Raw genomic sequence first — 25,264 nt, 5'->3', positions numbered from 1 at the left:
GCTATTGAGGATATGAGGGGGATAACGTTTGATGCAAAAGAGACTGAGAATGGCAGGAATTGAAAAACGTTTTCCGGGTGTATATGCTCTAAGGGGTGTAAATCTTGAAGTTAATGCGGGAGAGGTACATGGACTCTTAGGTGAAAATGGTGCAGGAAAGTCAACACTTATGAAAATTTTAGGCGGAATTTATCCTCAGGATAAAGGGGAGATATTCATTAATGATGTTGATTGTACCGTTATGACACCAGAAAGAGCACAAGCACTGGGAGTCGGTTTTGTTCATCAAGAACTGAATCTTGCAGAAGCCTTAAATGTGGCGGAAAACATTTTCATGGGAAGAATGCCCTATAAAAATAAACTGTTAGGAATTATTGATTATCAGGAATTGTATAGGAGTACGCAAGCCATTCTAAAAAAGCTTGGTTCTAAAGTAAAGCCTACTGATATAGTGGGAACGCTGCCTACAGCGCAAAAACAGCTGTTAGAGATCGGTAGAGCAATTAGCTTGGATGCAAAAATCGTTATATTTGATGAACCAACTACTTCATTAGGTAATGATGATGTAGCCGCATTGTTTAAAATCATTAATACATTGAAGCAAGACGGGGTTGCCATCATCTATATATCACATCGACTAAAAGAAATTTTCGAGATATGTGACCATGCCACCGTATTGCGGGATGGTCAGTATATAGGGACGGTTGATGTGAAAAGTGTGTCCCAGAATACCTTAATTACGATGATGGTTGGTCGAGATATTACAGAGTTATTTCCTAAAGAATATGGTAATATCGGGGAAATTATCTTGGAAATACAGGAATTATCGGACTATGCAGGCAGGGTCAAAAGTGTCTCGTTTTATGCTAAGAGAGGTGAAATTGTTGGCTTTGCAGGTCTGGTAGGATCAGGCAGAACGGAAATCGTAAGAATGCTGTTTGGTGCAGATCCCATATCCCAAGGAACTATTAAAGTCAGGGGAGAAAAAGTCACGATAAATACGCCTAAAGATGCGATAAATCAAGGGATTTGTTTGCTTACCGAAGATAGAAAAGGCCAAGGATTATCATTGATCATGTCGGTAGCGGAAAACATCAACATGCCCAATATGCAAGATGCTATTTTAAAGCATAGCAAGCTTAAGGCAATTGCTGAAAAATTCAGAGTAAGTCTGCGAATTAAAACCGCATCCGTAGATACTGCGGTCGGTAATTTATCAGGCGGAAATCAGCAAAAGGTCGTTTTGGCTAAATGGCTGAATACTGCCTCAGAAGTATTTATTTTCGATGAGCCCACGAAAGGAATTGATGTGGGGGCTAAGGCTGAAATATATCAAATTATGAATCAATTGGTGAAAGAGAACAAGACTGTAATTATGATATCTTCTGAACTTCCCGAACTTTTGGGCATGGCAGACAGAATTTATGTCATGTGTGAGGGAAGATTAACAGGAGAAATATTGAAACAGGATGCAACGCAAGGGAAGATTATGGCGTTTGCTACCGTAGGGGGGCATCATGTTGAACCCAAAGCTCAATGACGGTTCATCTATAGCTAGGAAAATAGATAGTAAGGATTTATTTCTGAAGTATTCCGTGTATATCGTCTTGGTAGTGTTAATAATTGCTTTTTCATTGATTAGTCCATTGTTCTTAAGCCAAGCCAATATTGGCAATTTTTTTCGGCAAGTTCCAACGGTTGGAATCGCTACTGTTGGGATAACGATGTTGTTAGTAACTGGAAGAGTCGATCTGTCAGCAGGAAGTATCGCAGCTTTTGCAGGAACGGCTGCTGTTTTTCTGGCTGTAAAAGGTTTTTCACCTCCTGTGGTCATTTTAGCAGCAATTGTGATAGGAATGTTTTGGGGATTTATCAACGGTTTCTTTATTGTAAGATTTAAGTTAGATTCATTTATCTTGACATTAGGAACTGACTATATGATTCGTGGTATTATCCTCTTTATAACCAATGGTATCTATGTGAAAGGTGTTCCCGATTGGTTTTATTTGTTATCCAATACGAAAGTGGGTGTAAATTTTATTTTCACAAATACCCTTGTTTTTGCAGCAGTGGTCATCGCTTTGACCTATGTGATGAACCATACTCGTTTTGGACGCTATTGTTATGCGGTAGGTTCTAATCAGGAAGCTGCTAGATTATCAGGGATTAATATTCAAAAACACATCATAAAAGTATATATGCTGGAAGGATCTCTAGCGGCTCTGGCGGGTGTACTTTTAATGTCCAATCTAAATGTTGGAGCGCCAAGCGAAGCCGCTGGCGTCGGCTTATTTGCTATGGCTGCGGCAATCATTGGGGGGGCAGCTTTCAGTGGTGGTGTCGGGAATATCCCCGGAGCAGTTGTTGGTATTTTTACTTTAGAAATATTTCGTAATGGACTGGCTATTTTGGGTTTAAATTCCTTTATACAACAGGCTGTTACTGGCGGTATTATCGTTATTGCCGTAGTTGTAGATTACTATCGCCGCAATAGATAAAGGTAACACATAAAATGCAATCAATCTTTAATAGGAGGTGTGTAAACTCTGGCAGATCCTTTTTAGAACAGCATAATAGCTGCTAGCGGCAGGAGTATCAATAAGTAATATGTTGGGGGAGATGTAAATGAAAAAGAAGATACTGGTATTACTGCTCATTGGAATCATGATGGGAGTATTGACTGGCTGCTCGGGCTCCGATTCTAAATCTACTAGTAATGCGTCTGGCTCAGATAAAAAGACGTTATACTTCATCCCGATTGTAGATACAGGAGCATACTGGTCACCGATGAAAAAGGCGGCTGAGGAGCGGGCTAAGGAACTTGGCTATAATTTGGTATTTAAGACTTCACCTCCTAGTGAATCACAAAAAAATGAAAAACATATTGGATTTCTCCAGGAAGCTATAACGAGTAACGCTGTAGGAATTGCGATTGCGCCCATGGACCCGGATATGTTTGATCGGAAGGTGAAAGAAGCAAAGGATGCAGGAGTATCCATCGTTACTTTTGATGCAGATGTCAAAACAAAGGACAACCGAGCGGCTTATGTGGGAACCGATAACAAATTGGCTGGTGAAGAGTTGGGGAAAAAAGCTGCAGAATATTTAAAAGGAAAAGGAATTAAAAATGGTAAGATCGCTTTGGCAGCAGTAAATCTTACGCAAACAACTATGACATATCGGCAAGACGGAATAAGAAAAGGGTTTGAGGGTGTAATGGGGGCGGATGCGCAAAGTTTTTCCTGGTTAGAACCCATCCAGGATAATGATCAAGCTTCTGAATCGAAAAGACAGTTAGAAGGGCAGATAACCTCTAATCCAGATTTAATTGCAGTATTTTCTCTAGGTTCCGAGGGGCCTGATACCGGGGTTATGGAGGCTATTAAATCACAAGGCAAGGCTGGGAAAATATATCACTTTGGCTTTGATTATACCCCTACTTGGGAAAATGGAATTAAAGAAGGATTAATTACAGGTATAGTAGACCAAGATTCCTACGCCATCGGCAAAACCATTATTGACGTAATGGACAAAATTATCAAGAAAGAGAAAATACAAGATAACTATCCAGTGGCGGTTAAATGGGTAGAAGCCAATCAAATAGTGGAGTATGGCAAAGATAAACAAAAACAATTTACGAATGAAACCAAGTAGTAAAAAGTAAAAGTGTGGTTTATAAGGGGCAAATTTTTGGTGATTATATATAGGTTGTGATGGAATCGATAAAAGAGGATACTACCTTAATCGGTGTGTATCCTCTTTCTTGTGTTGCAAATTACCAGTTTCCCTGTTGAAAGGCGGGGATCTTCCGACCAGTAGAAAATAGTAGTGCTTTCACCCTGTTTTTTTTCAAAAAGAATAAATGAATCGAATAGGAATATATGACTAGGCAAAAATTTGAAATCAGAACTCATTTTCACTTTACTTTTGCTTGCAATCCCTAAAAAAAGTAATATAATTAGGAATAGGTGGAAATTAAAAAAGTCGCCGTGTCCTGAGAGTGCTGTAACACTCCCAGGCACGAGCAGGTGTACAAGCACCTACACGTAACAGCTAGCTGTCTACGACGACAATTTATTATACCGTGATTTTCCCTTGAAAACAAGGGATGGTACATTCGGCATAATACAATTGAAGTTTTGGTCAGAGGCTTAGCGTCTGCGCGCAATCAAGACGAAGCAAAGCGCATGTGTAGGTTGAAAAGACCTCGCATATGCGTTTTTTTAATTTCCCCTGAAACAAACTGTATGCTGGTTTCTTCTATCCTGAACTGGGGATAGAAGAAACCTCCTACAGGATGAAGATGGGGGGATATAAATTGGTAGCAATCCAAGGTAAGAAAGAAGTAAACCACTGGGGCAAAAGCACCGCACCAGCGTGTGGCGGGGACTCTTCCTCGCCACAACGAAGGGGAGATATTCGTTCCCTTTACGAGACACAAGACTTGATTTCTGGCAAAATGAGGATACTGTAAATGTACAGAACCTACAGAACAACGAAAGACACGATTATGGGTGTGGAAACAGAGAGCACTGACATTACGCTTAAATTGATTACAGATTTGGATGGGAAAGAATATGTGATGGTCAAGAAGCAAAAAGAAGATGCTATATATCATCTTTCGCTGGTTGGAAAAGTCACTGAAATAGTTCAAGAAATTTCATTCGAAGAGTATAGAGACATTACCTATGCAAGATTAGACAAGGAATTGTTAGAGCAAGGAATCAAACCCAGGAGACGGCAGAGCGGGTGAAAAGCAAACCTGTTATAGAAATGAATAAAAAAATGTTCCTCTGGCATTTGCATGGGCATATGATATTACGGATAGTCGTGTCTGCCAGAATATACAACATTCCAGTTAAAATAACTTTTGATTTTCGGGGCGACTCTATCAAGCGTTCTTGAAGACACGCTAGTGTAAAGGAAAGGATGATAGTATGTCGCATAAGATTATGACGGTTTGCGGTCCGATCGCACCAGAACAGCTTGGTTTCACCTCTATGCATGAACATGTCCTTTCGGACTGCTCCATGTTTCGCAACCGAACTCGCAAATCCTGCTTTATCCCGAGTCGTCACAACCTGAAGCTAGAAGATAAGCTAGTGCTGGAGAATCGTTCAGCTGTGCGTCATAACATAGTTTTATCTTTGGACAATATGAGGTTAGATGACAAGCAGATGATGACTGCCGAAGTCGGCGAATTTAAAGATCGTGGTGGCGATTCAATTGTTGAAGTTAGCGCACCTGGCATTCGCAGTTCGCCCAATGACCTTCTTGCCATTCGGCAGATCGCCGAACGTACGGGTGTTCATATTGTGGCTTCTACAGGTTTATATGCAGAATATACATGGCCAGCTTATTACCGTGATATGTCATTTGAACAGTTTGGTGCATTTTTGCGCCGCGAAATTGATCAAGGCGTTGGCGAAACTGGTATTTTTCCCGGCCATATTAAGGCGGCCTATGAGGTGTACACGAAACAATTAGAAGACTATCTGCGTGCGGCAGCCTTCGTCTCCGGCGAAACGGGCTTGTCGCTGCAGGTTCACCTAGGACCTGATCTCACAAGGGACGAGGTGAGGCAGAATATACTGCAGCCCCTATCTCGAGGTGGGTGTATTCCTGAAAGGACAATCTTGTGTCATGTCCAGCTGCTGATGGGCGTTCTTTCTATTGAACAACTTGTGAACAATCCTGGACATGTACCTTTTGATATCAGCCTGCACAGAGAGTTGCTTGATATGGGCTTTATACTTTCTTTCACTCCTTTTGGATTTGAGGCGGATGATGAACCTTTGGGGATTGCTCATTATCCTGACTGGTATATTTTATCGGGGTTAGTGTCGTTGATCCGAGAGGGCTATGCAGGACAAATCGTTATAGGGAATGATGTATTTACTAAACTGGCTACACGTCGAGGTGGGGGTGAAGGTTATACGCGTCTCGCAGATTCTGTTGTACCATCATTAAAAAAATGCGGTGTGTCTGACAACGATATCAAAAAGATAATGGTAGAAAATCCAGCTCGTATTTTAGCCTTTTAAGGGTATAACTTGTAAAAGCAAGGACCAGCTAACTTTGGTTAGTTGGTCTCATTTTTTATTCTTACTAATGGATAAAATCCTAATCGGTGTGTATCCTCTCTCTCATGTTGCTGGCAGTTTTGATAATTGCCAGCTTCCCAGTCCATCTAGTTCCAGTTTTAATGTATGAAATTTCTTTAAAGCTTCTTGATGTCCGACACTGATGAGCACGGTTTTAGGCAGAGTTCTTTTTAAGAGAGCATACATATATAACTCCGTTTCTGTATCGAGAGAAGATGTTGCTTCGTCAAGCAACAGCCAGTCAGGCTGATGCAGTATGGCCCTGGCAATTGCTAATTTTTGCTGTTCACCTAAGGATAAAATTTCCCCCCAATTATTCTCTTGTTCTAATTGTTCTGTGAGGAAGGAGAGCTGGCACAGTTTTAACGTTTCCTGCATAGCGAGTCTGGTGATTGGGGTGTGAAGGTTAGGATAGAGGAGTACATTGTACAATGTGTGGATGGGAATATAAGATTTTTGCGGCACTAGAATTACTTTCTCCTTAGGTGGGTGTGCAAGCGTTCCTTGGGAGAAAGGCCAAATACCGGTTAAGGTCTTTAATAGCGTGCTTTTTCCGCAGCCAGATGGACCTGTAATGAGGATATTATCTTTGGCAGTTACCCGTAGAGACAAGTTTTTTAATAAGAACTCTTTGCGAGGGCATTGTATAGAAAGGTCTTTTGCGATGAAGGAGTCGTTTACAGGAGGATGTATCGTAAGATCTTGTGTTGCTTTCAGTAATAGTTGGGCTTTGCGCATATTTTGAGTAAATTGAGTAAGGCGAATGAGGATGGATTGCCATTCCGCAATTTTGCCAAAACTATCAATGATATAAGAGAGAGCAGAGTGGACATACCAATAGGCTCCTGATATTTCAAAGAGTTGACCCAGTTGTATATCATTGTTGAAATAGCGGGGAGAGGCCATGAGAAAGGCAAAAATAATGGATACTTGAGAATAAATTACAGTAAGCCAAGTTATATTTTTACTGGTGATTGTAATTTTCCCATAATTGGCATAAATATTGTGAAAAATACGCATGAATTTATTTTTTTCGGCTGTTTCTCCATTATACAGTGCGATGCTTTCGTCATTCTCTCGGAAACGGACAAGAGCGTAGCGAAAATCAGCTTCATAGCCCTGTTGCAAGACATTTAGCTTTACCAATGGGCGCCCTATCCGGGTGATCAGGCAGGTGCCTACGATGGAATATCCTAATGCTGCCCAGACTAGATAGCCATAAATGGTTATGGGAGTTTGGTTAATGGTAAGGCTAAGATTTCCCGATAACTGCCACAGAACGATAATGAAGGTAATGAGAGTAGCAATTTGTTTTAGTAGTCCTAAAAAGAGGCTGAGTGTGTTAGTGGCAAGTAAATGAACATCTTCACTAATACGCTGGTCGGGATTATCTGCATTATGGAGTAAATGATTCATATAATAATAGGTTTTATCATGAAGCCAGCGCTGCAGATAATGATGGGTCATCCATTGCCGCCAGTGCATTTGCAGCATCATTTGAAAAAAGACCTGAAACCCGGAAATAATAATGTAAACACTGCCTATAAGGCTAAAATCAAGTAAAGCACCAATAAAACCGGCATAATTGTAATACTGGAGTTGATGATAGAAGTTTCCCTGCCAGTGATTTAAATAAAAATTAATCAGAACAATACCTATATTTAGCGTTATAGTTGTAAGGAGCAATCCCCAGGCCAGCGGTGCTTTTCTTGAAAACCAATAAGAGGTGATTAACTGCCAGGAAGTAGTATGCAGACTGGGTTTTCCTTGTTGCACGATTGTCCTCCTTGCCAGATAACTCCATCGTAGTTTATTATATAGACATGATAAATATATGAAGGCAGTTAGTAGAATATGATGGGGTGTGCTTTCATTAGAAGTATCTAGATAAATAGAATCAATATAAGTGAAAAATAATTGACAGTAGGATTTGAGTATGGTATTTTAAACAGGTAAGTTACAAAAGGTACAATCTAATATGAAGAAATAGGTGCCCGCAAGGGCTTAATAGGGAAGTTCGGTTGAATGCCGACGCGGTCCCGCCACTGTATTGGTGAGTGACTTCAAGTATATGCCACTGGGATGAAAATCCTGGGAAGGTTTGAAGGAGCGATGATCCAGAGCCAGGAGAACTGCCTATTTGACAATCACCGTTTGACCTGCGAGGAAACAGGGAGGAGATTATTCGAGGCATCTATTTTATAGGTTCGTTTCAGGTTGTCATTCAACTGGAACTAGTGAAAAATGGGTTTCTCAAATAGTCAATTCTTCCAGGGAAGAGTTAGGTTTGACTAGTTGAGAAATCTATTTTTTTTATTTATCAAAAGTCGAACTAAAGAAATTACGATTCTTAAAAGGAGGTGTAATATGGGATTTGCTTCTTTTAGAATTTTCTATTAAAAAAATAGAATAAATAGAGATAGGTGCCCGCAAGGGCTTAATAGGGAAGTTCGGTTAAATGCCGGCGCGGTCCCGCCACTGTATTGGTGAGTGACTTCAAGTATATGCCACTGGGATGAAAATCCTGGGAAGGTTTGAAGGAGCGATGATCCAGAGCCAGGAGAACTGCCTATTTGACAATCACCGTTTGACCTGCGAGGAAACAGGAAGGGGATTATTCGAGGCGTCTACTTTATAGGCTATTTTGGGTTGTCTTTTTACTTAAAATGGTTAAGCATAATGGATTTCTCTTATAATCATCTCTTCATGGCAAGGGGCAAAGATGATTATAAGAGAGATCCATTTTTATATTGAAACAATGAAAAAAAACATAAACCGTTTGGAGGTTATATAAATGGAAATGACAAGCGAAATGGCAAGAGAAATTATGGGGATACAGCAGCAATATAAGAAGGGCTTCGCAATTAAACAAGAAAATCAAGAGACTAAAAAAGAAATACCAACGAATGATATTACAAAGACGCAATGGTTTTGGGATATTGCTGTTTTGTCTTAATGTAAATTGGGTGGCAGCATATAGTGCTAACCTGGGCTAAAGATAGTGAGGAAATGTTTCCAAATCCTCCAGCTATTGTTGCTGGAGGATTTTCATTTAGGACAGTAAGCCTTGTGTATTTAAATTATAGTTATGAATACCGAATTAAATTTATTTTAGGAGGAAATGATGAGTATGAAAAAAATTCATTATCTGTTTTTTGTGATGTTAATAATGGTATCATTCTTATTTACCGGCTGCATAAATAAACAAGTTACAAATGATGGTTCTAAAGAACAACAAGGGAGGGTTATGATAAACAATCATAAACGTGTGATTGAATTTGTAAATGTTCCTCAGCGAGTAGTTACTTTGAACCAGCATGCCACTGAAATTATGCTGGCTCTGGGTCTTTCGGACAAAATAGTAGGAGCAGCCCATATGGACGGTGAAATTCAGCCTGAATACAAAGAACAATATAACAAAATTCTAGTCCTATCGGATACCTATCCTTCAAAAGATACCTTATTAGCAGTAAAACCGGATTTTATTTATGGCTATAATGATGCTTTTGAGGATAAGTGGATCGGTACTGCAGATGTTCTGGAAAAGCAAAATATTAAGTCCTATATCACCCAAGGGGGACTTAAGGAACATGCAACGGTTCAGGAAGTGTATAATGATATTAACAATATCGGAAAAATTTTTCATGTTGAAACAAAAGCACAAGATCTCATTAAAAGTATAAAAAATGAGATTCAGCAAGTTAAAGAAAAAACAGATATTATCGATAAACGGGTCAAAATTATGGTATTTGATGCAGCGACAGGAAATCAAGTTTTAATTGCAGGAAGATCGCTGGAAAGTGATTTAATACGTTTGGCGGGCGGTGATAATGTTTTTGGGCATTTAGAAAAAAGCTGGGAAAAAACAGACTGGCAGGAGATCATAAGACGCAATCCAGAGGTGATCGTGATTAATGAACATGCTGCGTCATCAACCCAAGAGACAATACAAATGCTTGTAAAGAATCCGGCATTATCGGAGGTAGAAGCAATCAAGAAGCGACGATTTGTTATTTTTTCTTTCAATGATATGAATGGAGGAATCAGAAGCGGTAAAACGGTACAATGGTTAGCCAAAGCTTTTTATCCACAGTTATTTCAGTAATGAATCTCTTACATTGACAAATCATACCGCTTGTTATACGATACAAGCGGTATGATAAAAAGTACATATGGATGGTATAGGTGCCCGTTAGGGCTTAATAGGGAAGTTCGGTTACATGCCGACGCGGTCCCGCCACTGTAATGAGGAGCATTCCCCTAGGTTTACCACTGAGATAAAATCTTGGGAAGGTTTGAGGAAGCGATGATTCTAAGTCAGGAGAACTGCCTATATAACAATCACCAATTGACCTGCGAGTGATGGGGAGGGGATTAAGTACAGATGTTAGTTGTATTTTTTCTGGCACATAAAAGCTGGAATTTTATAGAATGAGTCAGATTACTTAATGATAAGCTTCAATCTCCTAACCAATTGGTTAGGAGATTTTTATATGTATTCACGAGCAGAAAAGAAGAAATAAGGAGTGGCTAATGATGAAAAAGGCTATTGTAGTTGTGAGTTTTGGTACAACCTATCAGGAAGGGTTACGACTCAATATTGAAAGCGTGGAAAATAAGATCAAAGCGAATTTTCCCGAATATGAAGTTCGAAGAGCCTTTACATCTCGAATCGTTATCAAAAGGTTAGCAGCCAGAGATGGTATTCACATTGATACAGAAGCAGAAGCAATCCAAAGGCTGGAAGATGAAGGATACAAAGAAGTATATGTTCAGCCATTGCATGTGGTTGGCGGCGAAGAATATGATAAGATCAAGAAAATCGTCGTTCAATACATTCATGGGCAGCAAAAAGTATTTGAAAAGATTGTAATCGGCCGTCCTTTGCTTTATTATACAGGGCAGGAAGACAGACCAGATGATTATGTAGAAGCCATTGAGGCTTTGACAGCACAATTGCCTAAAGTGGAAAGCCAAGAAGCCATTGTGTTTATGGGACATGGTGGCGTACATCCTGCCAATACAGCCTATGCTGCATTGCAAATGAAAATCGAAGAAGCTGGACTGAATCATATATTTGTTTATACAGTAGAAGGTTTCCCGCCGCTAGAAAGTGTGATTGTAAAGTTGAAAAAGCGGGATATCAAGAAAGTAATATTGATGCCATTTATGCTGGTTGCTGGTGATCACGTTAATAATGACATGGCAGGTGATGAGGATGATTCTGCCAGATCCCAGCTAGTAAAAGCGGGTTTTGCAGTGGATGTCTATCTCCATGGCTTAGGCGAAAATACGAAGATTCAAGATCTGTATGTGCAGCATCTAAAGGACGCTATGAGTCAAAAAGCTGGACATGGTATGTGCAGGCATTGATATGTCGATAGCGAAATAGATAAAGGAGTAATAGCTAGATATTCTACAAAGTTGTTTCAAGGGTTTTGGAAATAAGGGGGGAATTGATATGGAAAACAGACATGGTTTAATTCTTGTTAACACAGGAAATGGCAAAGGAAAAACAACAGCAGCTTTAGGTCTTGGACTAAGGGCTTGGGGACAGGGATTCAAAGTGCTGATCATACAATTTATTAAAGGCAGCTGGAAGTATGGCGAATTAAAAACGGCAGAGGCTTTGGGACCTAATTTTGTAATGCGTCAGATGGGGGAAGGTTTTGTTCGCAATGCGAATGAAGATGCTATGGCTGATCATCGTCATGCAGCTGAAGAAGCCTTGGAGATGGCGCGAAAAGAAATTGGATCAAACCAGTGGGATATGATTATTTTAGATGAAATTAACTATGCGATTAAGTTTGGCGTTCTATCTCTAGAAGCAGTATTAAAATTATTAGAGGACAAGCCCTCTGCCTTGCATCTTGTGCTGACAGGGCGGGATGTCCGCCCTGAGATTATTGATAAAGCCGATTTAGTAACGGAAATGAAAGAGATTAAACATCCTTATAAAAAGGGCATAAAGGCTCAAAAAGGGATAGAATTTTAAAAGAAGTTGTTAACAGTGAATTGCTTGACAATTCTTTAAAGATATTATAAAGTGAATCTTATAACATGTAAAAATTTTCATATGGATGGTATAGGTGCCCTTTGGGGCTTAATAGGGAAGTCCGGTTTCATTCCGGCACGGTCCCGCCACTGTAATGAGGAGTGAACCCATGATATGCCACTGAGACAAAGTTCTTGGGAAGGTATGGGGGAGCAATGATTCTAAGTCAGGAGAACTGCCTATATAGCAATCACCGTTAGAACCTGCGAGAGATGGGGAGGGGATTTGTACGATAGTTTTTTTATTGTGCTTATTTTTCCCCGACGTATATATACGTCGGGATTACTATTTACTTGATGCTATTGTAAAATCTCTTGACCTTTTTGGGTTAAGAGATTTTTTTTACAGGTATTATTGGAGAACTGCAAAAAAGGGAGGTATTGTGTATGGTTACGAATCTTTCAACTTATATGTGCAAAGAGGGCAATAGTTGTGGATTGACAGGTGCATCAACCTTTTTTGCAGGTATTCCAGGTGCTGTAATGGTGCTTAACAGTTCCTTATGGTGTTATTTTTCAGCTCATGAGTATATTGAAAAACAATGTCCAACAGCAAGAATGCGCTTCTTTTGCTCCCAAAGAAGTAAAGATGCTGTATTCTCTGGTACAGAACAGTATTTGCTGCATATTTTACAATCCATAAAACAGACGGCTCAGCCATCTGTAGTGCTACTAGCGAACAGCTGCACTGACGGTACCCGTAATGAGGATCTTTTGCATATTGCCAAGCAGGCAGATATGAATTGTCCTGTGATTTGTCTGGATCGTCATGCTTTGGAAGAGGGATTTTGGGCAGGATATCAGGCAGCTGCCAAAGCCTATTTTCGTGAGGTGCCCCTGCAGTTGCGTACTGCTATAAAGCCAAGGACGGTTAACCTTTTAGGATGCAGTGTTGGTTATTATAATGCAGTCCATGATCTGCAAGAGCTGAGGCGTATGCTAACCTTAGCAGGTTATGAAGTAATCGCTTGTCCAGGAGCAGGAAGTTCGATGCAGGAAATTAGCAATATGACTCAGGCGCAGCTGAATATTGTAGTTCATGATGAACTAGGACGTGAGCTGGCAGAGCTATTAGAAGAGCAGTATGATATGCCCTATGTATCCTTATTACCCCCTTATGGCATACAAGGTTCCTTGAACTGGCTGAAAGCGATTAATTATTATCTGTCAGGGGGAAGTAATGGACTAAAAGCTCTTCAACAAGAAGCAGATTGCCTGGAACAAAAACATAGCATTATGAATAAAGAACAGCAAAAGATTTGGGGTACTATCTGGTTCGACAGCATTTTCATTGCTGCCCCTGCCTCCGTAGCCTTTGCTATATCCCAGGCAGTACGAGGGGAGTGGTTGAATGCAAAGAAAATCATAACTGTATTACAAAATGGTGTTCCCTTTAAGCAGAGTTATCCTGAATATATTGGAATTGTGTTAGATGGATATAAGGATCAGCAGAAAATTGAACAACACTTGGCAGGCTTACGAGGCGGATTGCTGATGGCAAGCAGCAGAGAAAAAGCAATCCTGCATCAAAAAGTAGTGAAAGATGTGGCATATCAGCATATCTCCTCACCTGTTTACGATGAAATGATCCTTAAACATCGACCATTTATGGGCTTGCAAGGAACCAGTCATATGGTTGCGAGCTTATGGAACCAGCATATACAAGGACAGAAAAAGATAAAAATGTGTAAAAAAGTAGTGGCAACGTAATGGTAAAACAAAAATAAGTAGGAGGGAAATAGTGGATAAACAAATAGGAATTAAGAAGGCTATGATATATGCCTGTATAGTAAGTGGTTTTATCTCGCTGCCAGTATCAGGAGCGTATGCGAATGAGAATGAAGAAACCGAAAGTTATTCCTTTGATCAACTGGTGGTAACAGCTAATCGGGTACCTACAAAATTATCTGAAGTCGCAGCTAATGTAACGGTAATCACAAAAGAACAGATTGAAAAAGGGAATTATCATAATGTAGGAGAAGTTCTACAGCATATCCCGGGAGTACAGATAGGATCTAACGGTACACCTGGTAGTATTAGTGCCGCGTTTATTAATGGAAGTGAACAAGTGGTTGTTATGATTGATGGTAGACGTATGAACTTACCGAATGGTATAGGCGGGTTTGGTATGGCTACTTCTAATTTAACAGGTTTAATCGGTATCGAAAATATTGAACGTATTGAAATAGTAAAAGGTGGTCGATCAGCCTTATATGGTGCCGATGCTGTTGGCGGTGTAATCAATATTATTACTAAAAAAGGAGAGAAGAACCAAACAACGGTAAAAATAGCAGGCGGGAATTGGAATGGTGAGAATTATACATTAATTAATGAGGGTAAAGAAGGTAATTTAAGTTGGTTTTTTACTGCAGATAAAAGACAAATGGGTGATTATTCAGATGGAAATAATAAATCATATAGGTACACAGGTATTGACCAAGAAGCTTATACGCTGCGGTTGGATCAAAAGATCAATAAAGGTAATTTAAGCTTTACTTATGAAAATTTTGATCATCAAAATGAAGCTAAATTAATTAATAAATATGAAAATACGAATCAGCACAATTGGGATTTCACTTATACAGAAAATCTTTCTACTAAAACTGATTATCAAATTAAATTTTATCAAAATGCCAACCATCGTGTTGGATTAGGAGATAATACTTGGGAGCGGTATGATCATGATGTCAGAACCAAGGGATTTAATTATCAATTGAACTCTAAGATTGATGAACAAAATATGTTGACAGCAGGAATTGACTGGCGAAAAGACGAGATTGAAAGTAGTGACTATAAGAGTAAGGATAGTACTGTAAAAGCGATTTATTTACAGGATCGATGGAATATAACAAATAAATTTAGTATTCTTCCAGGACTTCGTTATGATAATAGCGATACATACGGAAATAAAACAACGCCACAGTTAGGAGCAAATTATAAACAAAGTGATCGTACTACTTATTATGCATCATGGGGCAAGGTCTTTCAAACACCACGCTTTGATGATTTATACTGGCCGTCATCAGTTGATCCTGCAGACTCTTACTATCCAGGATCACCAGAGACCCATTATGACGGGAATCCTGCTTTAAAACCGGAAACTGGATGGAGTGCTGAGATTGGTGTGAATCACAAGTTTGATAATACACTAGAAGGAAATTTTTCAGCTTTTACTCGTAGGCTAAATGATGCAATTGCCTGGAAAAACGTTAGTACAAATCCTGCAATAGAGTATTGGACGCCTTCTAATGTTGATAAGCAGAAGGCTGATGGCTTTGAACTACAGTTAACTAAGCAGCTTACCCCTAAATTAAAAACCTCTATTGGCTATAATTATTTACATGTTAGGAATAAGACCCAATATGATAGTGATTTTGTAAGAGATAAAAATATAGCAGATGAAACATGGAACATTGGTATGTCTTATAGCTCTAAGAAAATAAATGCCGATATAAGAGGCACGGCTGCTATGGGACGAACCAATAGTGAATTTATTGAAAAAAGCTATTGGCTGTGGGATGCAAATCTTAATTATAAATTAGATAAGAGTAATACTGCCTTTTTAACGGTAAATAATATACTTGATAAGTATTATGATACAGCTGCTGGCAAGCCTTGTGGCGGACGAAATTATATGATTGGTTTAAAAACGATATTTTAGTACTTTGGGGCAAGGGGCAAAGTGTTTAACTTGCCCTTTCGTGGTTATATTAAATTAAAGCACCATTTATGTTTAAAAGTGTATAATCTCTTTAAACATTTACACAAAAAGTAGTTATATTGTAGTTAGGAGTAAAGAGAAGCAATTCCTTCGTAAAATGATTATACTTTTTAGTAAAGGACTTATACTATGTTACAACTTGTGAATTTATCCAATTATGCATCTGATCTGGAACTCATTCATAATAACCCTGTATGCTTAGAAGCTTTTTTGAATCATCATCATTTAGATGGTTTGGAAATGATGTTTTGTGATTCTTGGAACCCACGTGTCCATAAGAAGCAGTGGATACAGGGGGTGCATCTGCGTTTTTGGCCGAACTGGCTGGATTTCTGGCGAGGAGACAGAACGGAGCTTCTCAGGCAATTTGGCAGTGATGCAGAGATTGAAGCTTGTTATGGCGCTTTGACCCGTGAAGGCTGGCTAAACGTCTATCGTGAGAATCTTCGTATTGCTAAAATGGCAGGTGCCAAGTATGCCGTCTTTCATGTCAGTCAGACACGAATTCCAGAATTATTTCATTGGCAATTTAGCTTCTCTGACCGACAAATCATTGAAGCCACGATTGAAGTGATTAATGAGCTGGCCCAGAGCATACCAGAGGATATGGAATTATTATTTGAAAATTTGTGGTGGCCAGGATTAACTTTGAAGGATAAAGAACTTACAGCGTTGTTACTTGATAGTGTAAAACATCCCAAGGCAGGGATTATGCTGGATATCGGCCATTTGATGAATACGAATCCGGAACTAAAGAATCAGGATGATGGTGTAGATTATGTCCTGAAAACAATTGATAATCTCGAAGAATATAAGCATTATATTCATGGTGTGCACTTGCACCATTCCTTGTCCGGGAATTATATCAAACAGAGTAGAGGTACCGATATGCCCCAAGATGATATTTTGGCAGCTGCCATGAGTCATGTGCTGCGCATTGACGAGCATTTACCCTTTAGTTCTCCATGTGTAAAGAAGATTATAAATTGTGTACAACCTACATATGTAGTACATGAGTTTATGTATACATCGATCAATGATTGGTCTGAAAAAATCAGGATTCAGCAGAAAGCCTTGCAATATAAGGAGCGTTAATGGATGAAAAAATTGTCGTTTATTGCTTTACTCTTAAGTTGCTGCCTTCTGTTAGTAGTTGGCTGCAGCTCTAACCAACAGCAGGATGCACCTAAAACAGGAGGCTATGAAGTACAGGATTTCCAAGGTCATGTAATAAAACTTCCTCATAAACCCAGCCGAATTGTGTCCTTGTCCTTGGGGACAGATGAGATACTGGTGGACTTGGTTCCTTTGGAACGCATTTTAGCTTTGACCTATTTGGCAGATGACCCGGAAATATCCAACGTAAGTGAACAGGCTAAATTGGTATCCAAAAAGGTGAAGGCCAATCCGGAAGCAATTATCGCATTACAGCCAGACGTATTATTTATTGCTGATTGGCAGCCTATAGAATTAATTCAAACCATTCGTGACACAGGAGTTCCTGTCTATGTATATAAAACACCAAGTACCATTGAAGACGTAAAACATGTGATTCGAGAAATTGCCCATGTTGTTGGAGAAGAACAGATGGGACAGCAAATGGTAACCCAAATGGAGAATCAATTAGGAACGATCCAAAAATCATTGGAGAAAGTCAGCTCTGAGGAGCGGAAAACGGTAGTCCTTTTCTCCTTAATGGGAGGAATCGGAGGACAAGGCAGCTTATTTGATGATATCTGCCGATATGCAGGTGTCATGAATGGGGCAAGTAAAGTAGGCGTTGGTAAGAATGAAATGATGACTAAAGAGCAAATTATAGCTGCCAGTCCCGATGTTTTTATTATGCCAACATGGAATTATAATGATAAAACCAACGTAGAGGAATTTAAAGCGGGAGTACGAGATGATCCCGCATTTCAAAGTCTTAGAGCAATCAAAGAGGAGCAGCTATTCACGATTCCCGATCGTCATTTAAGCTCTTCATCACAATATATTGTACAAGGAGTAACGGACGTTGCTAAGGCAGCTTATCCTCAATATAACCCATGAGAGAAACAATGCTAAAGAAGACACAAGGGAATCGGGCTAAAAAGGCTTGGAAGATTATGATAGTACTTAGTATCGTATTACTTGGTATGATCGTATTTTCTATATCTTGGGGAACCATAACGGTGCCATGGGAAGATACCCTAGCAATTATTGGACAGCATGTGCCCGTGATTAGCGGATATTTCCCCTCCGTTAATGCCGAATTTCAGGCTGTGGTGTGGAATATCCGTTTGCCCCGGGTACTTGTAGGGGTGTTAGTGGGAGCTGCATTAGGTGTATCGGGAGCCGTTATGCAGGGGGTATTTGGTAACCCTCTAGCTGATCCGGGAATTATTGGCGTTTCCAGTGGAGCATCTTTTGGAGCTGTTGCTGCCATTGCTCTTGGTCTAACGTCTTTTAGTATATTTATTATGCCGATGTTTGCGTTAGTGGGAGCCCTTGCAGCAGTGAGCGCAACGGTTTTTTTAACTATGTCACGGGGCAAAATCCCCGTGATGACCTTATTGTTATCAGGAGTAGCCGTCAGTATGTTAATGGGAGCTCTAACATCTGGAATTTTGACTCTGATGAATGAATATCGGGTACGAGAATATTTATTTTGGGTGGTAGGGGGCTTAGATTATCGACGCTGGGAACATGTTTACCTGGCAGTTGGTCCAATTCTCATCGGTCTGATTGTTTTATGCTTGCTGGCACGGCATTTGAATGTTCTTGTACTAGGGGAACAAGAAGCTCGATCAGTAGGGGTGCCTGTAGTTGCATTGCGCCTGCTTTTATTATTTGTGGCTGCTGCTACTACGGCAATGGCAGTATGTGTGAGTGGTACCATTGGCTTTGTCGGTTTAATTGTACCTCATATTATGCGAATTATAGTTGGGCCGGAGCATCGCTGGCTGCTGCCAAGCAGTGCCTTAGCGGGAGCTTTGTTCTTAGTGTTCTGTGATACCTTAGGAAGAATGATTTTTCCTCCTAATGAAATTCGTGTAGGTATTATGACAGCGTTACTGGGAGCCCCTTACTTCTTATATCTGCTGCGTAAAACGCAACAGTCTGGAGGACCTTCATGACACAGGAAATCATAACCGCCCGTAATAGTAGTATTGTGCTTGGTGAAAAGAAAATTTTAGAGAATATTACCTGCAGCATAAGTGCTGGAGAATTTGTGGGGATTATTGGCCCTAATGGAGCAGGCAAAAGTACCTTGCTCCTAGCTTTGCGTGGTTTTGTGCCTTTAGCTTCGGGTGAGGTACAGTTAGCAGGCCGCCCCATTACAACCTTGTCTGATAAGGAACTGGCTCGTCATGTTGCCTATATGCAGCAGGAAGTAAATGTAGGCTTTGGCTATACGGCCTTAGAAGTGGTTTTAACTGGGCGTTATCCATATCTAAAATGGTGGCAGCATGAGCAGGCTGAGGATAAAGCAATTGCCCGCCAATATATGGAGTTTACGGGAGTGGAAGCATTAGCGGATAAACCGGTCCATTTGATGTCAGGCGGTGAGAAACAGCGTGTTTTATTGGCCAAAGTTCTGGCACAAGAAACCCCGCTTATTTTTTTAGATGAGCCGACGGCTAGCCTGGATTTAGTCTATCAAGAAGAAATATTTCGTTATTGTCAATTGATCTCAAAGCAAGGTAAAACGGTATTGATAGTAGCGCATGATTTAAAATTGTCAGCTAAATTTTGCTCTCGGCTGCTGCTATTGGCAGATAGCAAAATGATTGCGGACGGCTCTCCTGAGAAGGTGATTACCAAAGAAAATTTACAAGCTGCTTATGGTTTGCATGCCGCTGTATTTATGAATAAAGTAACTGGTAATCTAGATATCCACACCTATGCTGCTGCTGATGATAATCCCAATAAAGACACGAATGTTCATATTATTTGCGGTGGGGGATCAGGGGAGAAATTTATCCGTTTGCTTTATGAAAGGGGGTATCGTCTGACCCTTGGTGTAATACAGCCAGGTGATGCGGATGCCAATGTAGCAGAAGCCTTTCATTTGCCTTGCCTGCTGGGGCAACCTTTTTCAAGCATTGATGAACTGTCGGCACAAGAGAATCGCAGGAAAATTAGCGCAGCCGATTGGGTAGTATTGTCAGATTTAACCTTTGGAGAACAAAATATTGATAATTTACAAGCCGCTTTTATGGCTAAAAAATTAATTGTGATTGAGGATACACCGATTGAAAAACGGGATTTCCTTAATGGTCAAGCCAGTGAATTATATGCAGAATTGGTAGAGATGCCTCAAGTTACCGTGATGACATTACCGCAATTTATTACATTACTAGAGAAAAATTGAAAGTTTGTAAGAAGGAGTGATAAAACAATATGGATTTTTTATTACAATGCATCAGTTTATTTTATAAGGGCGGCCCGGTCATGTATGTGATTGCAGGGTGTTCTTTGGCTGTAGTGGCAATTGCAGTGGAGCGGTTTATTTATTTCCGCCAGATGTCTACAGATGCTCAGGTGTTTATTAATAAGCTGCAGCCTTTATTGGAAAGAAAGAAAATTGCCGAGGCGCAGCAATTATGTGAACATACGCCAGCGGTAATTGGGCGCTTAGCGGCAGAAGGGTTAGAGGCTTATCAAAAGGAGAGTAACCTGGAAGTAATTATGGAAGGAACAGCCGCTTTATCAGCAGCCAGATTGAGAGAATACTTGAATTATCTAAGTTCCATTGTTACCTTATCCCCTTTGTTAGGATTATTGGGAACCGTAATCGGTATGATTAATTCCTTTAGCGTTTTCAATGTGAAAAATGGTCAGCCTATGGCTATCACTGGCGGAATTGGCGAAGCCTTAGTGGCAACCGCTACTGGTTTAATGGTAGCGATTATGGCGTTAGTTGTTCACATCTATTTTACTCATCGCTTAGATCAATTGGTTACGGATATGGAACAAGTCTATACTCTCATCATGACTCGACTGGCGGGCAATAAAAAAACTCGGAGGGAAAATCATGAAATTGCGTAGCTTACGCATTGAGAAACAACCAGAATTAATGATTATTCCCATGATTGATATTATCTTTTTTTTATTAATTTTTTTTATGATGAGTACCTTATATATGGTGGAGCAGCATACCATTCCTATCAATTTGCCGCAAGCTGCAGCTGTACAGAAGGAACTGTCCGAGAATATTAATATTACTATTTTACAAAATGGTAATATCATGTTTGATCAAGAGGAAATTCCTTTTTCCTTGTTGCAAAAACGAATTAGTATTGAGCTGGCAAAACACTCAGAAAATATATTTGTTGTACGAGCAGATAAACAAGCAGAGTATGGTCAGGTAGTGGCAGTATTGGATGAGCTCAAAATGTCAGGGGCACGTAGGGTGGCTGTGGCTACTGATCGGAAAGGAAGATAGAGCGCATGACATACCGACCACGTTGGCGTAAGGCCATCGGCATTTCTATAATTTTTCATATATTATTTTGGGGTGTTATCGGTTGGCTGGCTGGTAAGGCTGTTACACCCATAGAAGCAGAACCTTACATTGAATTAGAATTACTTACAGATGCGTCTATAGACGATTCAGAATTAGATGAACCATTGCCAAATTCCCAGAGTGCACCTAGTGCTGCTCCTGTCCAGACTGTGCAAGTAAGGGCGAGTAAAGCCGCTTCGCCTGCTACCTCTGAGGTAGTGACTGTGGCCAATGAGCTGGCGATGGAAGCAGTAGCTTCATCCCAGTCAGCAAGTAGTAATGAGTCGACTGGAAATTTTTCTTCTGGCAGTGATGGAGTTGGGAATAGTGGGAGCGGCGGCAGTGGCACTAATGTTGGCTCTAATAGTGGGGGAAATGGCGGGCGAAAAGGTAAGATTGTTCGGCCGCAGATCTTATCTAAGGTAGATCCTGATTATCCTGAAGGAGCGAGGACAGCCGGCTTGACAGGTACCGTAGTGGTAAAAATTCAAATTTTGGCAAATGGATTACCTGGCGATGTAACCATTAGTGCGACATCAGGACATGATATATTAGATGCTGCAGTGGTAGCAGCGGTTCAAAAATGGCGATTTGTGCCGGCTAAGGACCCAGAGAGCGGCGCCAGTATTATGTGTTATACAAACATGCCAGTCACTTTTCGTTTTAAGTAGGTAGAAACTCAGTAGAAAAGCAGGGTACTTGTTGTAGTTTTATAGAGTAGATTACATTTTCAATCATTCGATTTGTGATATAGTATAAGTAACAAGCTAGTTTAGGATAATTTAGTAGGAGTTGAATCATGAATTACCAATTTGCGGGAAAAGTAGTGATGATTACTGGCGGTACTTCTGGTATTGGTTTGGAGGCTGCTCGCCAATTGCTGGCCCAAGGAGCTAAGACAGCCTTAATTGGACGTCAAAAGGAAAAAGGGCAAATGGCCTTATTCGAATTAGCATCCTATGCTGATAATGTATGTTTTATTCAAGGTGATGTCAGTTCTGTGAGCCAATGCCAAGAAGTAGTAGAAAAAACTGCAGCCCAGTTCGGCGGTCTGGATATTGTTATCAATGCTGCTGGTATATATATGGAAAAAATCATTGGTGAAGTTACGGAAGATGAGTTTGATCACATCATGAACATCAATATAAAAGGTACCTATTTTATTTGTAAATCTGCTTTGCCTTATTTGCGGCAGAGGGGTGGTGGAGCAATTATTAACGTGTCTTCTGATGCAGGGATTAATGGTAATTGTTTATGTACTGCCTATTGCGCTTCAAAAGGAGCGGTGACGACCTTTACAAAGGCATTGTCCTTAGAAAGTATTCACTATGGTGTCCGTGCTAATTGCGTATGCCCTGGTGATGTGGATACGCCTATGCTTAAACAGCAATTAGCAGAGGCAAACAATCCAGAGGAATATTTGCGAGACATGGCATCGATGTATCCAATAGGGCGAATTGCCAAAGTTCATGAGGTGGCTCATGTAATCTGCTTTCTGGCATCGGATCAAGCATCTTTTGTTAACGGTGCAGTGTGGACAGTGGATGGCGGCTTAACTGCGTGTTAGATTGGTGCTTATATAACAAGATCGTTAAAATAAAACGAAGAGTATAGAATATTTCCAAGTATGTCCTTGACAAGAAAAAGTATTTATAATACTCTAAATAAGAGTGGACAGCAAAATTTCATATGGATGGTATAGGTGCCCTTTGGGGCTTAATAGGGAAGTCCGGTTAAATTCCGGCGCGGTCCCGCCACTGTAATGAGGAGTAACCCCATAATTATGCCACTGAGATTAAACTTGGGAAGGCTTGGGGAAGCAATGATTCAAAGTCAGGAGAACTGCCTATACAGCAATCACCGTTAAAACCTGCGAGAGATGGGGAGGAGATTCGTACAGTTATACTGTTGTATATTACACATGATAGTGACGTGTTTATATGATGGCAGGCTACTATAATTGTATTTATTGAAATCTTCCGTTATGTGTGACGGAAGATTTTTTGCGCTAGTAACGATGATTGTCCAGTAGGATTGCAGCTGAATTGGCTTTCATGCCAATTTTCTAATTTTTCACCAGTGTTGGTCAAGATTATTGGATAATGGTAAAATTAAGGGTGCAAATTCTCGTTTTACTCAGTTATCGTTATATGTACTTGTATATGTTGTACCACAAATTATAGTTAAGGAGGCCATTATGGCAGGAATTTTTTACGGTGTTGGTGTAGGGCCAGGAGACCCAGAGCTGCTCACATTAAAAGCAGTGGAGGTGATAAGAAACGCGGATGTGGTAATTGCCCCTAAAACAGAAAAAAAAGAAGGTAGTACAGCACTATCGATTGCTCATCCGTACTTGAAAACAGATGTTGAGATATTGAGGTTGGTTTTCCCGATGGTAAATGATGCTGCTACGCTAGCCAATGCATGGGAAAATAATAAAAATAGTATTCTGGCAGAACTGCAGGCTGGGAAAAAAGTTGTGTTTTTAACATTGGGTGATCCTATGTTTTATAGCACTTATATGTATGTATATCGGTTGTTAAAGGACTCTGGTTATGCTATTGAAACCATACCTGGCGTTCCGGCTTTTTGTGCGATTGGCAGTCAATTAGGTCAGCCGCTGGCAGAGGGAAATGATATACTTAGCATTATTCCTGCGACGATGTCAGAAGAAGAGTTAGATGCTATATTGGGAGTCGTCGATAATGTTGTATTAATGAAGGTTTACAAAAATTTTGGACAGGTTGTAGCGAAATTAAAACAGCATGGTTTTGGTGAAAATTCTGTTATGATTAGTCGCTGTGGTTTGCCTGATGAACAAATTAGTTATAATTTGGATGAAGTGGATCCAACGAGTGTTAATTATTTGTCTACAATCTTGGCTAAAAAACGTAAGCTTGGTTAAGTGCAATATGATTACCCCAAAGACCTAGCACATAGAAAACTGAGTGGGGAGTTGTAGAAATGAAAATGAATTTTTTATATAAAATCGCTATGAGTTTTGCATTAAGTGTTTCCTTATTACTGGGTGCTAGTGCATTTGGCTTATCAAATGCAAGTGCGCAAGGGGTACCAAAAAGTCAAAAAGCCATCGTTGTGGTAAGCTTCGGTACTACTTTTGCAGAAGCTCGTCAATTAAATATTGAGAGTGTAGAAAAACGTATTGCCCAAGCCTTTCCTGAATATGATGTATATAGAGCTTTTACTTCCAAAATTGTTATGAAACGTTTGGCGGAAAATAGCAACATTCATGTGAATGATTTGGAAACCGTATTAAATAAATTAAAAAAAGATGGCTATAAAGAAGTTATTATACAAACAACTCATCTGACACCAGGTGAAGAGTATGATAAAAAAGTTGTGGCTACTGTAGAAAAGTTCAATGGAGCCTTTGATACCCTTTCTATAGGTCGTCCGGTATTATTCTTTCATGGTGAAAATGGTAAACCCAATGATTTCGCCATTGCTGTAAATGCTCTTAAAAAACAACTTCCTGCATTGCAATTGCAAGGTAAAACTGTGGTATTTATGGGACATGGTTCACCACATCAACATAATCCAGCTTACCAAGCCTTACAAGAGCAATTTGATGCAGCTGGCTTACATGTGATTATCGGTGTAGTGGAAGAAACGGATCATCCTAATCTTCAAGATGTTGAAAAATTACTAAAAGAAAGAAATATTAAAAAAATTACCTTGATGCCACTCATGTTAGTTGCTGGTGATCATGCCAATAACGATATGGCTGGGGATGAAAAAGATTCTTGGAAGAATACGTTCCTTGCAGACGGATATCAAGTGGAAACCTATGTTCATGGTTTAGGTGAAAACACTGGAATCCAAGATATTTATGTACAGCATGTACGTGATGCCATTAAAGGCTTAAAATAAAAGTTA

23 protein-coding genes and 5 riboswitches are annotated in these 25,264 nt (G+C 40.0%); of the genes, 22 read left to right on the top strand and 1 reads right to left on the bottom strand.

All coding sequences use genetic code 11. The features are described from left to right. Nucleotides 1-31: 31 nt before the first annotated feature. The 5 genes from JBW_RS16850 to JBW_RS16830 all read left to right on the top strand — a co-directional run bounded on the left by JBW_RS16850 (nt 32) and on the right by JBW_RS16830 (nt 6,044). Nucleotides 32-1,540, top strand: a complete 1,509-nt coding sequence (locus tag JBW_RS16850) for a sugar ABC transporter ATP-binding protein (RefSeq protein ID WP_007959869.1) — start codon at nt 32-34, stop codon at nt 1,538-1,540. Then, entirely contained in the window at nt 1,518-2,498 is a 981-nt protein-coding gene (locus tag JBW_RS16845) for an ABC transporter permease (protein ID WP_007959871.1), read from the top strand. The genes JBW_RS16850 and JBW_RS16845 overlap by 23 nt, the downstream gene beginning before the upstream one ends. A gap of 127 nt (nt 2,499-2,625) precedes the next feature. Further along, the gene (locus JBW_RS16840) at nt 2,626-3,654 is read left to right on the top strand and encodes a sugar ABC transporter substrate-binding protein (RefSeq protein WP_007959874.1); all 1,029 of its coding nucleotides are present in this window, start codon (nt 2,626-2,628) and stop codon (nt 3,652-3,654) included. 820 nt (nt 3,655-4,474) lie between these two features. Next, a complete protein-coding gene (locus tag JBW_RS16835; RefSeq protein WP_007959881.1) occupies nt 4,475-4,753 on the top strand; it encodes a hypothetical protein in 279 nt (92 codons plus the stop codon). A 184-nt stretch (nt 4,754-4,937) separates the two neighbouring features. Further along, nucleotides 4,938-6,044 (top strand): phosphotriesterase family protein, encoded by a 1,107-nt coding sequence (locus JBW_RS16830; protein ID WP_007959883.1) that lies wholly within the window; start codon nt 4,938-4,940, stop codon nt 6,042-6,044. A gap of 102 nt (nt 6,045-6,146) precedes the next feature. Here the strand turns inward: JBW_RS16830 and JBW_RS16825 are convergent, their stop codons facing one another. Beyond that, the gene (locus tag JBW_RS16825) at nt 6,147-7,880 is read right to left on the bottom strand and encodes an ABC transporter ATP-binding protein/permease (RefSeq protein ID WP_007959885.1); all 1,734 of its coding nucleotides are present in this window, start codon (nt 7,878-7,880) and stop codon (nt 6,147-6,149) included. A 195-nt stretch (nt 7,881-8,075) separates the two neighbouring features. Continuing rightward, nucleotides 8,076-8,259, top strand: a riboswitch (cobalamin riboswitch). A 249-nt stretch (nt 8,260-8,508) separates the two neighbouring features. Next, nucleotides 8,509-8,692: riboswitch (cobalamin riboswitch) on the top strand. A gap of 206 nt (nt 8,693-8,898) precedes the next feature. Between JBW_RS16825 and JBW_RS25410 the strand changes: the two genes are divergently transcribed. The 17 genes from JBW_RS25410 (at nt 8,899) to JBW_RS16750 (ending at nt 25,258) form a co-directional block, all read left to right on the top strand. Then, nucleotides 8,899-9,060 (top strand): hypothetical protein, encoded by a 162-nt coding sequence (locus JBW_RS25410; RefSeq protein WP_007959887.1) that lies wholly within the window; start codon nt 8,899-8,901, stop codon nt 9,058-9,060. Between the two features lie 23 nt (nt 9,061-9,083). Then, nucleotides 9,084-9,308 (top strand): hypothetical protein, encoded by a 225-nt coding sequence (locus JBW_RS25115; RefSeq protein ID WP_162484832.1) that lies wholly within the window; start codon nt 9,084-9,086, stop codon nt 9,306-9,308. Next, nucleotides 9,265-10,209, top strand: coding sequence for an ABC transporter substrate-binding protein (locus tag JBW_RS16820; protein WP_235333880.1), 945 nt, complete (start codon nt 9,265-9,267; stop codon nt 10,207-10,209). Before JBW_RS25115 ends, JBW_RS16820 begins: the two co-directional genes overlap by 44 nt. A gap of 61 nt (nt 10,210-10,270) precedes the next feature. Beyond that, nucleotides 10,271-10,453: riboswitch (cobalamin riboswitch) on the top strand. A 184-nt stretch (nt 10,454-10,637) separates the two neighbouring features. Continuing rightward, entirely contained in the window at nt 10,638-11,477 is an 840-nt protein-coding gene (locus JBW_RS16815; protein ID WP_007959891.1) for a sirohydrochlorin cobaltochelatase, read from the top strand. Between the two features lie 88 nt (nt 11,478-11,565). After that, nucleotides 11,566-12,099, top strand: coding sequence for a cob(I)yrinic acid a,c-diamide adenosyltransferase (gene cobO, locus JBW_RS16810; RefSeq protein WP_007959893.1), 534 nt, complete (start codon nt 11,566-11,568; stop codon nt 12,097-12,099). Nucleotides 12,100-12,174: 75 nt separating this feature from the next. Further along, nucleotides 12,175-12,357: riboswitch (cobalamin riboswitch) on the top strand. Nucleotides 12,358-12,545: 188 nt separating this feature from the next. Further along, nucleotides 12,546-13,868, top strand: a complete 1,323-nt coding sequence (locus JBW_RS16805) for a nitrogenase component 1 (protein WP_007959894.1) — start codon at nt 12,546-12,548, stop codon at nt 13,866-13,868. A 31-nt stretch (nt 13,869-13,899) separates the two neighbouring features. Beyond that, nucleotides 13,900-15,819: a TonB-dependent receptor plug domain-containing protein gene (locus JBW_RS16800; RefSeq protein WP_007959897.1), complete on the top strand. Its 1,920-nt coding sequence runs from the start codon at nt 13,900-13,902 to the stop codon at nt 15,817-15,819. Between the two features lie 189 nt (nt 15,820-16,008). Next, the gene (locus JBW_RS16795; protein WP_007959898.1) at nt 16,009-16,974 is read left to right on the top strand and encodes a sugar phosphate isomerase/epimerase family protein; all 966 of its coding nucleotides are present in this window, start codon (nt 16,009-16,011) and stop codon (nt 16,972-16,974) included. A gap of 3 nt (nt 16,975-16,977) precedes the next feature. Then, nucleotides 16,978-17,928, top strand: coding sequence for an ABC transporter substrate-binding protein (locus tag JBW_RS16790; protein ID WP_007959900.1), 951 nt, complete (start codon nt 16,978-16,980; stop codon nt 17,926-17,928). Continuing rightward, nucleotides 17,925-18,995 carry a FecCD family ABC transporter permease gene (locus JBW_RS16785; protein WP_007959902.1) on the top strand — a complete coding sequence of 357 codons (1,071 nt, stop codon included), beginning with the start codon at nt 17,925-17,927 and terminating at the stop codon, nt 18,993-18,995. Before JBW_RS16790 ends, JBW_RS16785 begins: the two co-directional genes overlap by 4 nt. Beyond that, the gene (locus JBW_RS16780) at nt 18,992-20,233 is read left to right on the top strand and encodes an ABC transporter ATP-binding protein (protein WP_007959903.1); all 1,242 of its coding nucleotides are present in this window, start codon (nt 18,992-18,994) and stop codon (nt 20,231-20,233) included. Before JBW_RS16785 ends, JBW_RS16780 begins: the two co-directional genes overlap by 4 nt. Nucleotides 20,234-20,262: 29 nt before the next feature. Beyond that, the gene (locus JBW_RS16775; RefSeq protein WP_007959905.1) at nt 20,263-20,910 is read left to right on the top strand and encodes a MotA/TolQ/ExbB proton channel family protein; all 648 of its coding nucleotides are present in this window, start codon (nt 20,263-20,265) and stop codon (nt 20,908-20,910) included. Continuing rightward, nucleotides 20,897-21,307 carry an ExbD/TolR family protein gene (locus tag JBW_RS16770; protein ID WP_007959906.1) on the top strand — a complete coding sequence of 137 codons (411 nt, stop codon included), beginning with the start codon at nt 20,897-20,899 and terminating at the stop codon, nt 21,305-21,307. The genes JBW_RS16775 and JBW_RS16770 overlap by 14 nt, the downstream gene beginning before the upstream one ends. A 5-nt stretch (nt 21,308-21,312) precedes the next feature. Next, entirely contained in the window at nt 21,313-22,038 is a 726-nt protein-coding gene (locus JBW_RS16765) for an energy transducer TonB (RefSeq protein ID WP_007959908.1), read from the top strand. A gap of 128 nt (nt 22,039-22,166) precedes the next feature. Beyond that, the gene (locus tag JBW_RS16760; RefSeq protein ID WP_007959910.1) at nt 22,167-22,934 is read left to right on the top strand and encodes an SDR family NAD(P)-dependent oxidoreductase; all 768 of its coding nucleotides are present in this window, start codon (nt 22,167-22,169) and stop codon (nt 22,932-22,934) included. Nucleotides 22,935-23,050: 116 nt separating this feature from the next. Beyond that, nucleotides 23,051-23,232: riboswitch (cobalamin riboswitch) on the top strand. 332 nt (nt 23,233-23,564) lie between these two features. After that, nucleotides 23,565-24,272 (top strand): precorrin-2 C(20)-methyltransferase, encoded by a 708-nt coding sequence (gene cobI, locus JBW_RS16755; protein ID WP_007959912.1) that lies wholly within the window; start codon nt 23,565-23,567, stop codon nt 24,270-24,272. A 59-nt stretch (nt 24,273-24,331) separates the two neighbouring features. Further along, complete coding sequence (locus tag JBW_RS16750) at nt 24,332-25,258, top strand: sirohydrochlorin cobaltochelatase (RefSeq protein ID WP_007959913.1); 927 nt, start codon at nt 24,332-24,334, stop codon at nt 25,256-25,258. Nucleotides 25,259-25,264: the final 6 nt, after the last annotated feature.

Source organism: Pelosinus fermentans JBW45 (assembly GCF_000271665.2).
Taxonomy (GTDB): Bacteria; Bacillota; Negativicutes; order DSM-13327; family DSM-13327; genus Pelosinus; species Pelosinus baikalensis.
The sequence above is the reverse complement of the archived record's forward strand: the minus strand, read 5'-3'. Positions and strand labels throughout refer to the sequence as shown.

What these genes read in the sequence shown, in the direction of transcription:
- JBW_RS16850 (WP_007959869.1), top strand. Translation starts at nt 32, where the DNA reads ATGCAAAAGAGACTGAGAATGGCAGGAATTGAAAAACGTTTTCCGGGT.
- JBW_RS16845 (WP_007959871.1), top strand. Translation starts at nt 1,518, where the DNA reads ATGTTGAACCCAAAGCTCAATGACGGTTCATCTATAGCTAGGAAAATA.
- JBW_RS16840 (WP_007959874.1), top strand. Translation starts at nt 2,626, where the DNA reads ATGAAAAAGAAGATACTGGTATTACTGCTCATTGGAATCATGATGGGA.
- JBW_RS16835 (WP_007959881.1), top strand. Translation starts at nt 4,475, where the DNA reads ATGTACAGAACCTACAGAACAACGAAAGACACGATTATGGGTGTGGAA.
- JBW_RS16830 (WP_007959883.1), top strand. Translation starts at nt 4,938, where the DNA reads ATGTCGCATAAGATTATGACGGTTTGCGGTCCGATCGCACCAGAACAG.
- JBW_RS25410 (WP_007959887.1), top strand. Translation starts at nt 8,899, where the DNA reads ATGGAAATGACAAGCGAAATGGCAAGAGAAATTATGGGGATACAGCAG.
- JBW_RS16820 (WP_235333880.1), top strand. Translation starts at nt 9,265, where the DNA reads ATGTTAATAATGGTATCATTCTTATTTACCGGCTGCATAAATAAACAA.
- JBW_RS16815 (WP_007959891.1), top strand. Translation starts at nt 10,638, where the DNA reads ATGATGAAAAAGGCTATTGTAGTTGTGAGTTTTGGTACAACCTATCAG.
- cobO (WP_007959893.1), top strand. Translation starts at nt 11,566, where the DNA reads ATGGAAAACAGACATGGTTTAATTCTTGTTAACACAGGAAATGGCAAA.
- JBW_RS16805 (WP_007959894.1), top strand. Translation starts at nt 12,546, where the DNA reads ATGGTTACGAATCTTTCAACTTATATGTGCAAAGAGGGCAATAGTTGT.
- JBW_RS16795 (WP_007959898.1), top strand. Translation starts at nt 16,009, where the DNA reads ATGTTACAACTTGTGAATTTATCCAATTATGCATCTGATCTGGAACTC.
- JBW_RS16790 (WP_007959900.1), top strand. Translation starts at nt 16,978, where the DNA reads ATGAAAAAATTGTCGTTTATTGCTTTACTCTTAAGTTGCTGCCTTCTG.
- JBW_RS16785 (WP_007959902.1), top strand. Translation starts at nt 17,925, where the DNA reads ATGAGAGAAACAATGCTAAAGAAGACACAAGGGAATCGGGCTAAAAAG.
- JBW_RS16780 (WP_007959903.1), top strand. Translation starts at nt 18,992, where the DNA reads ATGACACAGGAAATCATAACCGCCCGTAATAGTAGTATTGTGCTTGGT.
- JBW_RS16775 (WP_007959905.1), top strand. Translation starts at nt 20,263, where the DNA reads ATGGATTTTTTATTACAATGCATCAGTTTATTTTATAAGGGCGGCCCG.
- JBW_RS16770 (WP_007959906.1), top strand. Translation starts at nt 20,897, where the DNA reads ATGAAATTGCGTAGCTTACGCATTGAGAAACAACCAGAATTAATGATT.
- JBW_RS16765 (WP_007959908.1), top strand. Translation starts at nt 21,313, where the DNA reads ATGACATACCGACCACGTTGGCGTAAGGCCATCGGCATTTCTATAATT.
- JBW_RS16760 (WP_007959910.1), top strand. Translation starts at nt 22,167, where the DNA reads ATGAATTACCAATTTGCGGGAAAAGTAGTGATGATTACTGGCGGTACT.
- cobI (WP_007959912.1), top strand. Translation starts at nt 23,565, where the DNA reads ATGGCAGGAATTTTTTACGGTGTTGGTGTAGGGCCAGGAGACCCAGAG.
- JBW_RS16750 (WP_007959913.1), top strand. Translation starts at nt 24,332, where the DNA reads ATGAAAATGAATTTTTTATATAAAATCGCTATGAGTTTTGCATTAAGT.